General features: G+C 69.8%; 9 protein-coding genes. 3 read left to right on the forward strand and 6 right to left on the reverse strand.

Annotated features, from left to right (window positions below):
- Positions 1-29 precede the first annotated feature (29 nt).
- Positions 30-644 carry a TetR/AcrR family transcriptional regulator gene (locus ASF30_RS15300; protein ID WP_055908412.1) on the forward strand — a complete coding sequence of 205 codons (615 nt, stop codon included), beginning with the start codon at positions 30-32 and terminating at the stop codon, positions 642-644.
- Here the strand turns inward: ASF30_RS15300 and ASF30_RS15305 are convergent.
- From ASF30_RS15305 to ASF30_RS15330, 6 genes are all read right to left on the reverse strand, one after another.
- Complete coding sequence (locus tag ASF30_RS15305) at positions 641-1141, reverse strand: Hcp family type VI secretion system effector (protein WP_055908415.1); 501 nt, start codon at positions 1139-1141, stop codon at positions 641-643. The two genes, ASF30_RS15300 and ASF30_RS15305, sit on opposite strands and share 4 nt — an antisense overlap.
- Before the next feature lie 238 nt (positions 1142-1379).
- On the reverse strand, positions 1380-2600 hold the full coding sequence (locus ASF30_RS15310; protein ID WP_055908418.1) for an RNA polymerase sigma factor: 1221 nt from the start codon (positions 2598-2600) through the stop codon (positions 1380-1382).
- A gap of 19 nt (positions 2601-2619) precedes the next feature.
- A complete protein-coding gene (locus ASF30_RS15315; protein ID WP_055908421.1) occupies positions 2620-2991 on the reverse strand; it encodes a YciI family protein in 372 nt (123 codons plus the stop codon).
- A 104-nt stretch (positions 2992-3095) separates the two neighbouring features.
- Entirely contained in the window at positions 3096-4544 is a 1449-nt protein-coding gene (locus ASF30_RS15320; protein WP_200918462.1) for an MFS transporter, read from the reverse strand.
- Positions 4541-5158, reverse strand: a complete 618-nt coding sequence (locus tag ASF30_RS15325; protein ID WP_055908425.1) for an isochorismatase family protein — start codon at positions 5156-5158, stop codon at positions 4541-4543. The genes ASF30_RS15320 and ASF30_RS15325 overlap by 4 nt, the downstream gene beginning before the upstream one ends.
- A 45-nt stretch (positions 5159-5203) precedes the next feature.
- Positions 5204-5671: a MarR family winged helix-turn-helix transcriptional regulator gene (locus ASF30_RS15330; protein ID WP_055908429.1), complete on the reverse strand. Its 468-nt coding sequence runs from the start codon at positions 5669-5671 to the stop codon at positions 5204-5206.
- Between the two features lie 422 nt (positions 5672-6093).
- Between ASF30_RS15330 and ASF30_RS15335 the strand changes: the two genes are divergently transcribed.
- Positions 6094-9183, forward strand: a complete 3090-nt coding sequence (locus ASF30_RS15335) for a DUF6603 domain-containing protein (RefSeq protein WP_157497444.1) — start codon at positions 6094-6096, stop codon at positions 9181-9183.
- Between the two features lie 4 nt (positions 9184-9187).
- Positions 9188-12712, forward strand: coding sequence for a hypothetical protein (locus ASF30_RS15340; protein ID WP_055908433.1), 3525 nt, complete (start codon positions 9188-9190; stop codon positions 12710-12712).
- The last annotated feature ends 2 nt before the right edge of the window (positions 12713-12714 follow it).

The following is a 12714-nucleotide window of genomic DNA, read 5'->3' on the forward strand; positions in this document are numbered from 1 at the left end:
ATGCTACTCCGCCGCGCTAAGATACACAAATGGATCTTGCGGACACCCCCAAGCGTCGGCGCGGGCAGGAGCTCGAGGACGCCCTGCTGGCCGCGGCGTGGGAGCAGCTGACCGAGGGCGGGTACAGCGCCTTCACCATCGAAGCCGTCGCCGAGCGTGCCCAGACCAGTCGCCCCGTGATCTACCGACGCTGGCCTGACCGCAACGCCCTGGTGCTCGCCGCCCTGCGCTTCGGCATCGTGCGTGACCGCGTCGAGGCGCCGGACACCGGCACGCTGCGCGGCGACCTCGTGGAGACGCTGCGGCTCTGGAACATCGCACGCACGCCGCTCATCCCGCTGGTGAGCGTGCAGCTCGGCGCCTACTACGCCGAGACCGGAACGACCTTCGCCGACATCCGCCAGTCGATCATCGGCGAACGCAGCGACGGCGGCGAGATGAACGTGATCTACGAGCGCGCCATCGCCCGCGGCGAGATCGACCCGAACCGCCTGACCCCCCGCATAGCCACCCTGCCGTTCGACCTGTTCCGGCACGACGTGCTCATGACGCTGAAGCCGATCACCGACACCGTCATCGACGAGATCGTCGACGAGGTGTTCCTGCCGCTGGTGCGGCCGGACGCAGCGCCGGTCGAGGGCTAGAAGCCTTCGCGGTTCGCTTTCACATCCCACTGGAACAGGGATGCCGGGGCGAGGGATCCGTCGGGCAGCTGCCTGCTGTACTCGAAGCTCACGGCGCTGTAGACGAAGCTCACGCTCTCGAGCGCGGCATCCACCTCGACTGCTCCGGCGCCTGAGACCGACGTCACCGTCACGTCCGTGAATCGCACGACGAGGTGCTGCGTCGGGCTCTCGCCTGAACGCCGTGCCGCGAAGACGGCATCGGGACTGTGCCTCCCCGTGGCACAGGCGAGCAGGAGGCCCGCGGATGCCGCATCGACGTGATGCGTGAAGTGGAAGTCCTGCAGCTGCACCTTGCCGGCGCCGGCCCCGCCGACCCCGCCTCCGCCGCCGAACCTGCCGCCCCCGGAGTTCGTCGCACCCCAACTCCACGACAGCACGTCGATCTCGTCGCGGTGCTCGGCATCGGTGCTCTCACCGGTGATGCCGGCGATCTGCAGGAACATGGGGCTGGACATGGTGGCGCTCCTCTGGACGACGACGGATGCGTCGGGTGGCGCCCCGCCCGGTCCCATCCCACGCCCGCTGGACCGTCGGGCGCAAGGGTGTCGGCCCGGTGCTGCGCCTCGTGTCGCGCGCTGAGGACGGTGCGCGGTCGAGTCTCTCCGTAGTCGAGTTGGCAGTTCTGGCTGCCTGACGGATGCGGCATCCAACCAGTACTGCCAACTCGACCCCACGCCGCGGGGAGTGGGCGGCTCAACCGGCCTTGGACTCCAGGTAGCGCCGCTCGGCGGCGTTCAGGGCCAGCCGCGCGGCTGTCGCGAACTCGGCCCGTGCGGCATCCGGAGCCCCCGACAGCTGGAGCAGGTGCGCGCGCACGGCGTGCACCCTGAAGTGTCCGGCGAGTGCCGGTTCGAGGGCGACGGTCTCGAGCTCCCGCAACCCGACGTCGGGGCCCCACACCATGGCCATGGCGACGACCCAGTTGAGCTCGACCATCGGCCCGGGCGCCGTGCGGCGCAGCAGCTCGTAGAGCCCGAGGATCTCGGGCCAGTCGGTCTCGGTCGTGGACGGCGACTCGTCGTGCACGGCGGCGATGGCCGCCTGCAGTTGGTACGGCCCGGCCGGTGCTGACTCGAGTGCTCCCGTCACGAGCGCGACGCCCTCGTCGATCAGGGACCGATCCCACAGCGAACGGTCCTGCTCGGCGAGCGGAACCAGCGTGCCGGGGCCGCCCTCGATGGCGAAGCTGATGCGCGCCTCACGCCGGCATTCCGTCAGCAGCATGAGTGCGAGCAGGCCGGCGACCTCGCCCCGCCACGGCGCATCGTCGGGAGTCGCGGCGTGCAGCTGCCTGGCCAGCCTGATCGCCTCGGAGGACAGGTCGATCCGCGTGAGGGTCTCACCCCCCGTCGCCGTATGCCCCTCGGTGTATACGAGGTAGAGCACGGCGCAGACCGCCGCGATCCGATCGCCCAGTTCATCGGGTTGCGGCATCCGGAACTCGGATCCGCTCGCTCGGATGCGTGCCTTCGCCCGCGAGATGCGCTGGCCCACCGTCGCCTCTGGCAGGAGCAGTCCGCGAGCGATCTCGGCCGTCGTCAGGCCACCGACTGCCCGCAGAGTGAGAGCGAGCTGCGCCGGCAGCGGCACGGCCGGGTGGCAGCAGAGCAGGAACAGGGTGAGCGAGTCGTCGCGGGCCGGAATCGAGTCCGGCGGGGCATCGAGGTCGAACACTGTCTCCTCGCGCCGACGCCTCGCCACGTCGCTCCGCACCTGCTCCACGTAGCGACGGTGCGCGACGGTGACGAGCCAGGCCCGCGGGTTCTCGGGCGGATCCTCCCGCCATTGAACCGATGCCGCGAGCAGCGCCTCCTGCATCGCGTCCTCGCTGGCCTCGAAGTCGCGGGTGCGACGCACGAGGATGGCGAGGGCTGACGGGGCGGCGGCCCGCAGCATCGGTTCGACGTCGGTCATGACAGGGCTGGCGCTGGCGTCAGAGCTCCATACCGGCGTTGGCCATGACCGGATGCACCGACACCATGCCGTTCTGGGCCTCGGGCAGCCGCCCGGCGATCTCGACGGCGCGGTCGAGGGTGTCGACGTCGACGATGTAATAGCCGCCGAACCACTCCTTGGCCTCGATGAACGGCCCGTCGCTGGCGATCGGGCCCGAGGCGCCCACGCTCACGACGCGCGCTGTCTCGGGGGCGGCGAGCTGCTCGGCGTCGACGAGCTCGCCGGACTCCTGCAGGTCGGCGAACAGCTTCTCGTAGATGGCCATGCCTTCAGCCTGCTGCTCGGGCGTGAACGAGGCGAAGGCGCCCGCCCACTCGGGATTGCTCTTGATGAGGATGAGGTACTTCACGAATCCACTCCTTGCACTGATGGGCGGGAGGCCGGATGGCGTTCCCATCAGTATGTCGATGCCGGTGCCGGGATTTCGACAGTCCGCCACAGAAGCGTGCGAAGCTACCGAGCCCTCCACGGAACACGCCGATCGACCAGCACCAGCACCAGCAGGGCCACGCCCAGCCCGACGACGACGCCGGCCATGCCGTGGAGTCCGGCATCCGTCGCCCGTTCCGGGAAGGCGAAGCCGATGATCGCCGAGGCCACGATCGCCCCCAGGTAGGTCGAGGTGCGGAGGAGCCCCGAGGCGACGGCGATGTCGGATGCCGGCGCCTGGTCGTACAGGGCGGCCTGATTGCTCACGCCGGTGAGGCCGGTGACGGCGCCGAACAGCAGGCTGAGAGCCACGAGCAGCACCACCGAGGTGTCGCCGCTCACCATCGACAGGGCGACGCCGCCCAGGGTCACGGCGACGGCGCTGCCGATCAGCGGCCCACGCACGAGAGCGCGACGCGAGACGAGCGCCGCCGCGACGGCGCCGACGAGGGTCATGGGCAGCATGACGAGTCCACTGACGCTGGCCGCGAGGCCGCGCCCCTCCTCGAGCCACTGCACGTAGCCGTAGAGCACCATGTACATCGCCGTCTGCGTGAGTGCCTGGCGACCGTAGGTGCGCACGAGAGGTCCGTTGCGGCGCAGCATCCGCACGTCGATGAACGGATGCCGGGCCCGACGCTCCCACAGGATGAGCCCCGAGACAGCCGTCACGACGAGCGCGAGCAGCCACCAGTCGGGCTGCCTGATGCCCTGGAGAAACAGGATGAGTCCCACGATGGCGGCCGCGAACAGGGCGAGTCCGGCCGGGTCGAGCGCGCTCAGCAGCTCTCGACCGCCGTCCCGGCGGCGCGGTGCGTCGGCGGGGATCCAGAGCAGTGTCATGACGATGCCGATGACACCGAGCGGGATGTTGATGGCGAACACCGCGCGCCAGTCCCAGAGTCCGACGAGCACTCCGCCGAGGGGCAGACCGAGCGCTGCGGTCACCTGGGCGGCGATCGACATGGTTCCGAGCACGGCGCCGGGAATGCCGAGCCCGAGTCCGTCAGCGCGCTGGCGGATCAACGCCATCGCCGTCGGATAGCCGGCGGCGGTTCCGATGCCGATGAGCACCCGCGAGACCAGCAGCCATCCGAAGCTCGGGGCGAAGGCGCCGACGAACCCGGCGACCACCACGATCGCCATGCCGGCGATGAACACCCGACGCGGCCCGAACTGCGTCGCCAGCTTGCCCATCGTCGGCTGGGCAACGGCACTGGCGACGTAGACCGCGGCGACGAGCGTCGCCGTCTGTCCGGCGCTGACCCCGAACGCGAGACCGATGGCCACCAGGGAGGTGGCGATGATCGAGCTGTTGATCGGGTTGAGAGCGGCACCCCACATCAACGGCGCGACGAATCGGGCCGGGAAGGCCTTCCGGGGTGCGACGGATGCCGCGGGCTGCACCGCCGGCACAGCGCCGGTACCGACGCCGGAGTTCACGGCGTCGCCGGGTTCGAGGCGGTCGGTCACCGCACCTCGACGTCAGCGGCCACCGGTGCGGTTGCTGCGCGCAGCAGCGCCAGCACCTCGGCCGTCGTCCCGGTCTCACCGAGGGCCGGGAAGATGTTCTCGACCGCGTTCGCGTGGACGGCGGCATCCGAGTCGGTCATCGCGTCGGTCGCCAGCACCACGTTGTAGCCGTGCTCGAAGGCCGCCCGCGCCGTGGTCTCGACGCCCTTGCTGGTCGAGATGCCGGCGAACACGATCTGCGTGACGCCGAGCTGCTGCAACTGCTCATGCAGCGTGGTCTCGTGGAAGGCACCCCAGGTGCGCTTGACGACCCTGATTCCCTCGCCCTCCAGCTCGGGCACCAGGTCGGCCCAGTCGGCGGGACGGACCGGTGCCGCCTGTCCGGAGGCGACGGATGCCGCAGCCAGGGCGAGCGATCGCTCGCTGCGACCGGGCGCTCCCCCGGTCACAGTGACGAGCACGACGGGGAGGTCGGCGGCACGGAAGGCGTCGGCGAGGGCGGCGGCACGGCCGATGACGGTGGAGATGTCGTGGACCACGGGCAGGGCCGTGATGCCGTTCTGCAGGTCGATGACGACGAGGGCGGGCCGGGGATCGAGCGGGGTGATGGGCATGGGGGTCTTTCCGGGGTTCGGGGACGGGACGGGGTCAGGACGGGGTCAGCGGCTGAAGTCGGGATCGAGCAGTCGGTCGAGGAGGAGCACGGCCTCGGCGAGGCGCGATTGCTCGGCGGCGGTCAGGCGCTCGTCGAGCCGACGAGCGAGCCAGCCGCGCTTCGCGTCCCGGCCCTCGAGGAGTTGGCGCTGACCGTTCTCCGTGAGGAAGACGACGCTCGCTCGTCCGTCGGCGGGATCGGGCCTGCGGGCGACGTAGCCGGCCTTCTCGAGCGGAGCGAGAGCCGCGGCCATCGACTGCGGGCGCATCTCCTCGCCGCGGGCGAGCTCCGACGTCGTGGCCGGGCCGACGGAGTACAGCCGACGCACGATGTTCCCCTGCGTCGTCGAGAACTCCTGCACACCGGACTCCGCGCGCAGGCGCCGGTTGAGGCGGCTCACCGTGGAGGGGAGGGCGGCGGCGAGTGCTGCGAGCTCCGGGGCTATCGCGGCGGGGGCGGCATCCGAGGTCATGAATCCACTGTACCTCCGATATACAGATTACCTGCACAGTTTTCCTGAAGAACCTCCGGAACTTCACGCAGGAGGTTCCTTCGATCTCGACGCCTCTTCGTCGTTCCGTCGGCGAGTTGCCCGATCGAGCCAGACCGGGGCCTGCCCCTAGAAGCCCGCCCGGGAGCGGGTCTATGATCGGCAGCAGATCAGTTGTCAGCTCCCGCCCCTACGCGCCAGTTGGCTGCATCCCGAACAACTGAATTCTCGCGATGTCCGCTGTGTTCCGGGCATCCTCCGCCCGTGCGCCGAGCCGTCACCCCGCTCGATCCGCACGCCCGGAGCCGAATCGTCCGCAGAGTTGCGGACGCATGCACGCACCGAACCGGACGCCCACGGCAGGCATGCTGCCGACATCCGTCCGAACCGCACAGTGGGACACGATGACCGACATCGGAACCGGATTCCTCAACGGGATCGAAGCCTTCGCCAATTCACGCCTCGGCGAGATGAGCGGCACCTCCTTCAAGGACACGGTGCCGTTCCTCGAGTCGATCGTCACCTTCGGCGCCGTCGGCGACGTGAAGCCGACCTTCGAGAAGCTGAAGGCCGACATCAAGGCCGCCGTCGCCCTGGTCGAACCCATCGCCAAGGCGATCAAGAAGCAGACCGACCTGATCGCCAAGATGGTGAAGGAGTCGGCCGACGACATCGACAAGGACGACTTCAACGCCGATACAGCGGCCCGCGTCGCCGTGCGCATCGGCATGGCCCTCGCCGCCATGGACGAGGCGTTCAACATCGTCGCCAAGGAGCTCGCCAAGAAGGCCGACGGCACTGTCGACGAGGCCATCCGCTCCGGCCTGATGGACTTCTGGAACCCGTGGGCGCAGCCGTTCAAGGACCTGGGGGCCGGTTCGGGCAAGCTGCTCGACAGCTTCGGGACGACGGTACTCGGCGTCTCGAACCTCACCAAGAAGCTCGGCGACGTGCTCGTGCTCGACCGCACCGGTGGCAAGTTCATCCTGGCCGCCAAGCTCGTGAACCTCGGACCGGTCACCCTCGGCCTGATGACTCTCGACAAGGTCTCCTTCGAGGCCTTCCTGCAGTTCAGCGACCGCGAGATCGCGAACCCGACCGCCGAGGAGAAGACGAGCCTGCTCGAACGGGACGGCAAGTGGTTCATCGGCGACGTCGTCATCCTGGGCTTCAGGATGCAGACCATGCTCGAGCCCGGACTCACCAAGGACCCGCTGCTCTCCAAGGTCATGCCGGGCTCGGCGGAACCGCAGACCACGACCCTGACCACCATCTCGGTCGACACCGGCCAGGGCGTCTACCTCGGCGACGGCCGCGGCAACGAACGCGCCGTCCTGCCCGTGCGCTTCTCGTTCCCGGGCGTCGAACTGCGCGAGGTGGCCTTCGGACTGCGCCGGAACGAGGCCCGCGACGTCACCGGATTCGAACTCACGACGTCCATCGCCGCCAAGCTCGGCGACGTCATCGGCCTGCAGATCGTCGGCACCGGCTTCATCGTCGCGCTGAACGGCGACGTCGAGCAGCAGGCCGTCTTCGACATCCCGGTCTCCCCGCGCTGGCCCGATGCGATCGGCCTGCGGGTCAAGGCCGGCCCCGTCACCGGTGGCGGCTTCATCCAGCGCGTCGAGCGCACCTACAAGGTCGACGGACAGGACGTGAAGCGCGTCGAGTTCGGCGGGGTGGTGCAACTGCAGATCCTCAAGTTCGGACTCTCGGCCATCGTCATCCTCTCGCCGGATCCGTTCTCCCTGGTGCTCGTCATCGGCGTGCGGTTCCCGGTGGCCATCGACCTCAGCATGGGATTCACGCTCAACGGCATCGGCGGCATCCTGGCCCTCAACCGAGGCCTCGACCTGGAGGCCCTGCGCTCGGGCATGAAGGAGCACATCCTCGACAAGATGCTGTTCCCCGACAACCCCGTCGCCGAGGCGCCCAAGCTGCTCGACAAGGTCGCGAGTGTGTTCCCGCCGAAGGACGGCGGCTTCGTGTTCGGGCCCATCGTCGAGCTCGGCTGGGGCTCGCAGGCGAAGTTCGTCGAGATGAAGCTCGGCGTCGTCCTGGCACTGCCCGACCCGATGATCGTCGTGCTCGGTTCCCTGCGGGTCCGGATCCCGACGAAGGAGGCGCCGATCACCGACATCCGTGCCGACGTCTTCATCGCGATCACGCCCGACTACCTGCTGCTGTTCGCGAGCATGCGCGACTCCACCATCGCCGGCATCAAGATCTCGGGCGATCTCGGCCTCTACATCCAGTGGTCGGGCAGCGGCGCGTTCGAGTTCTCGGTCGGCGGCTTCCATCCCGAGTACGAGAAGCTCACCGGCGGCAAGCCGAAACTCGGCGACATGGACCGCGTCACCATCGACCTGTCGCCGTCGAAGGCCATCAGCTTCGTCATCAAGGCCTACTTCGCCATCACGGCGGGCTCGGTCATGCTCGGCGTGGAGGGCAAGCTGAACGCCGACTTCGCCGTCATCGCGGCCAGGGCCTGGCTCACCCTCGACATGATCTTCATCTGGGCGCCGCGCTTCGCCTTCAAGATCAGCATCGAGGTGGGCGTCGAGGTCGACCTGTTCGGCTGCACGATCTGCTCGATCGTCTTCCGCGGCTCGCTCGAGGGCACCAAGCCGTTCAAGCTCCAGGGCCACATCAAGGTCGACGTCTGGTTCCTCCCCACCTTCGACGAGGACCTGGGCCCGGTCGAGTGGGGCGAGAAGCCGGCTCCGATCCTCGCCAAGGTCGACGCGCTGGCGATCGCGGCCCGCGCCATGAACGAGGACGACGCCTGGAAGGTGCAGTTGCCAGACCACGCGGCGCAGCTCGTCACCCTGGCCGAGGTCGACGACATCGACGGACGCATCGCGCATCCCCTGGCCGGCGTCGAGGTGTCGCAGACCCAGGTGCCGTTCGGAGTCAAGATCAGCCGCATCGGCTCCGCCCCGGTGCAGGCCGACATGGTGACCATCGGCACTCCGACGTCGACCCCGGACTCGGGCCTGGTCGGAGCCGTGAGCGAGCTCAAGACCGCCTTCGCACCGGGCCAGTTCTTCGAGCTCGAGGGCGAGGGCCTGCTCGCCCGCTCCGGCTTCGAGGACATGACCGGCGGATGCCGCATCGCAGCGGCCACCACCCCGAAGGTCGGCACCGCGACGCCGGCGACTGTCGCGTACCAGACCTACGTGCGCAACCCCGACGAGCCCGACTCCCTGATCGAGTTCGCGGGCATCTTCGCCACCTACGCCACGTCCTACGCCACCAAGACGAACGTGGGTCGGGCCGTCGCCGACGTCGGCAATCCGTACCTGCAGCCGACACCACCGAACGCCGGGGTGACGGTCTCCGACAAGGGCACCTCGACGATCGCGGATGCCGCCACCGGCGGCGCGCTGCTCGCCGGCCTCGGGGAGCTCACGGCGACGCAGGCCGCCCTCGTGACTGCCGCCGTCAACACCGAGAGCGCCGCATCGGCGACGCGCCTGATCGTGAGGGGATGACCTGATGGCCGACCTTGATGCCATCGCCGCGAGCGTCGTCGCGCCGCTGTCGAACACCGCCACCCGCGTGGTGCAGGACGCCTTCTCGCTGGCCCTCGCGAAGGAGGACGAGTTCGACGAGAGCGCCGTGGCCATCGAATCGCTCGAGTTCGCCTCGACGGCCGTCGGCGGCCTGGCCGCTGCGGCGAGCGCGCCGCCCGCCGGAAGCGTGCGCACGACATCGCGGGTGGAGGTTCCGCTCGCCGACAGCGCCGGTGGGACCGCATCCGCCGGCCTCTCCGTGACCCTGTACGGTCCGGGCGACGTGCGCGGTATCGATCCGGCCCAGATCGTGCGACGGTTCCCGGCGCCGGGAACCCAGACCGCCGAGGAGACCGTGCTCGCGCACATCGAGTTCGACAGGCCGGAGCTGCCGTGGGCGTTCAGCGCCGCACCCCAGGCGGCGGTCATGCGACCGTGGCTCACCCTCGTCGTACTGGAGCGGTCGACCATCACCCGCGAGCCGGCGACGAGCGCGCTGCTGCCGGTGTTCCAGGTGCCGCTCGCGCAGCTGCCCACCCTCACCCGCGCCGACCTCTGGGCGCACGCGCAGGCTCCGGCCACGACGACAGGGCAGGACCTGAGCGCGCGCCTGTCCCCGGCCCATGCCCCCGTCAACCTGTCGCGGGTGATCTCGCCGCGCATCCTGAAGCAGGACACCGACTACGTCGCGGCCCTGGTTCCGACGACGGATGCGGGGGTGCGCGGCGGTCTCGGCCTCACCGGCGGCTCCCTCGATCCGGCCTGGACGAGCTCCTCGCCCGACCCCGTGCGCCTGCCCGTGTACGACAGCTGGGAGTTCCGCACCGGACCCGACGGCGACTTCCGCTCGCTCGCGATCAAGCTGCAGGGCGTGGCGGCCCCGTATGAGGTCGGCCGCAAGTTCATCGACACCTCCCAGCCAGGCAAGCCGTTGCGTGCCCTCGCCGCCGACGAGGTCGGCCGCAAGCAGGTGCTGCGCTGCGCGCTGTTCTCGCCGAGCGCACCGAAGACCCCCGAGCAGCAGGTGGCCGAGACGGCGGTCTGGCCCGACGCCATGATCGACGAGCTCCGTGCCGAACTCGATCTCCCGGCGGCGATCGAGGGCACCGAGGAGCAGACCGACGGCGTACCCGACCTGCCCATCATCGGCCCGCGCATCTACGCGAAACTGCACCGCGGCAGTGCTGTCATTGAGGGCTCCGACTGGTTCGCCGAGCTCAACCTCGCCCCGGTGAAGCGCATCGTCGGCGGACTCGGCACCCGGGTGGTGCAACGCGACCAGGAGCGACTGATGCAGTCGGCCTGGGCGCAGCTCGGAGAGGTGGAGGCGGCGAATCGGGCCATCCGCCTCGCCCAGCTCGCCGAGCTGCTCGCCACCAGGCTGTTCACCCGCATCGGCGAACTGCAGACCGGGCACCTGCTCCAGGTCGCGGCCCCTCTCGCCACCCGCATCTCCGTCAACGCCGGCAGCACGCTGTTCTCCGACGTCACCCTGAGCGCCACGCCCGTCGCCGCGACGCGAGGCGCATTCCGCCGGGTCACCCGCCCAGCAGGACCGCTGATCCGGCGAACGGATGCGGCCTCCCAGCAACGGGCGGGCGACATCGTGGGCACCGAGGCGACCATGCGCGACTTCACCAGGGTGTACGAGAACCCGGAGGGCATCGGCCGTCTCACCGCCGATGTCGTCGCCCATCTCGACCTGCAGTTGGTGAGCGCGGCCATCGGCACCCCCGTCGATTCCATCGCGGGCGTGCTGAAGGAGGCCAACGCCCGCGTCGAACGGGAGGGCGGATTCGCCACCTACCTCACCGAGCCGAACCGGTGGAAGGCCGCCGACGCGTCGTTCGACCTGGGCGCGGCTGTGGCGACCCGGTGGAGCGAGAAGCTGCTGCGCCCGTCGTCGGTTCCGGCCGTCGAGGCCATCCGCGCCCAACGCGTCGGGCCGCTCGCCGCCGAGCTGTCGCTGTCGAAGACGACGAGCGCGAGCCCATTGCGCGAGCGGCTCAAGGGCACGGCCGTGAAGCTCAACGACAGGGTGCTGGTCGACCTCGGCGTCGTCGACGTGCGACCCGACGGCCCGGTGATCGACGGGCCGGTGATCGACGGACCCATCATCCGCGGCCCGGTCGACGGCCCAGTCATCGACGGCCCCATCATCCGCGGGCCGATCGTCGACGGCCCCGTCATCCGCGGCCCCGTCGTCGCTCCCCTCAACCCGCGCATCCCGCTCACCCGCCGCTCCCCGATCGGCGGAGCCGTCGGTCGCCTGCCGCAGGGCGGAGCCGGCCCCGCAGTCCGCGTTCCCGTCGACGGCGGTGCCCTGAGAGGCGGCGCGGGAGGCGTGGCGGTCGGCGGTGGCGCTCTCGGTGCCCGCCGCATCCCCGTCGAAGGGCACGTGCTGGTGGGCGGCAGAGGCCTGCGCGTCATCGACGTGCAGAACCTCAAGAAGCTCGGCGACACCAGGGACAGCGCTGAACTCGACGCCGGCCTGGCGCAGTTCGCCGAGCTGGCCGAGGTGAAGCTGACGCCGACCCTCGACCGCATCGACCAGTTGCCCTTCGACGTGCTGCGGGCCGAGATGACCTCGCTCATCGACCCCGGCGCCCTGCTCACCATCGACACCGTCCCGCACCGCGACGCCCTGGCCGTGGCATCCGCCGCCATCACGACGGCCATAGATCCGCGGACCACCGTGCGCGCGTCCCTCGCGGGCAGACTGCACCTCAGCGCCGGGCTCGCCGACCGCTGGTTCGCCCAGCCGCGCATAGCGCCGATCATGGCGGCGCCGCGCTTCGACCGCCCGATGTACCGCGCCCTCGAGGAGTACGACCGCGAATGGCTGGTTCCCGGGCTCGGCCTGCTGCCGGCGAACGACTTCGTCACGGTGCTCTCGACCAATCGGGAGTTCATGGCCGCGTTCTTCGTCGGGCTCAGCGACGAGATGGGCCGCGAACTGCTGTGGCGCGGCTACCCCACCGACCAGCGCGGCACCTACTTCCACCGGTTCTGGAATCCGCTGAAGGACGAGCTGGGAAAGCCGATCCACCTGTTCCCGAAGAAGAAGCTGGCCGACCAGATCTCCCTCGGCGGAGGCAGCAAGGACTGCGCTGTCATCGTGGTCAAGAGCGAACTCGTGCGCCGCTTCCCCGACCTCATCATCCAGGCCGTGAAGAACCAGGGCACTGTGCGCGACCCGGTGTTCGAGAAGGTCGACTCTCCGCAGAAGACCGCGCCCATCCTGTTCTCCGAGGTGCTCGACCCCGACATCGCCCTCGTCGGCGTCGACATCTCGGTCGACGAACTCGACGGCGATGAGTGGTGGATCACCATCGCGGAGCATCCGTCGGCCACCAGATTCCAGCGTCCGGCCGACGCCCAGCTGCCTGCGGGCCAGACGCAGCTCACCGACACAGCCCAGCACTCAGCCGCCTACGCCGAGAAGCACCTGCACCGCCCGGTGCGGGTGGCCTTCCAGGCGACGGACCTCATCGTGAGAGAGGCGTAGAC

Source organism: Leifsonia sp. Leaf264 (assembly GCF_001422325.1).
Classification (GTDB): domain Bacteria; phylum Actinomycetota; class Actinomycetes; order Actinomycetales; family Microbacteriaceae; genus Orlajensenia.

What these genes read in the sequence shown, in the direction of transcription:
- ASF30_RS15310 (WP_055908418.1), bottom strand. Translation starts at nt 2,600, where the DNA reads ATGACCGACGTCGAACCGATGCTGCGGGCCGCCGCCCCGTCAGCCCTC.
- ASF30_RS15335 (WP_157497444.1), top strand. Translation starts at nt 6,094, where the DNA reads ATGACCGACATCGGAACCGGATTCCTCAACGGGATCGAAGCCTTCGCC.
- ASF30_RS15330 (WP_055908429.1), bottom strand. Translation starts at nt 5,671, where the DNA reads ATGACCTCGGATGCCGCCCCCGCCGCGATAGCCCCGGAGCTCGCAGCA.
- ASF30_RS15300 (WP_055908412.1), top strand. Translation starts at nt 30, where the DNA reads ATGGATCTTGCGGACACCCCCAAGCGTCGGCGCGGGCAGGAGCTCGAG.
- ASF30_RS15305 (WP_055908415.1), bottom strand. Translation starts at nt 1,141, where the DNA reads ATGTCCAGCCCCATGTTCCTGCAGATCGCCGGCATCACCGGTGAGAGC.
- ASF30_RS15340 (WP_055908433.1), top strand. Translation starts at nt 9,188, where the DNA reads ATGGCCGACCTTGATGCCATCGCCGCGAGCGTCGTCGCGCCGCTGTCG.
- ASF30_RS15325 (WP_055908425.1), bottom strand. Translation starts at nt 5,158, where the DNA reads ATGCCCATCACCCCGCTCGATCCCCGGCCCGCCCTCGTCGTCATCGAC.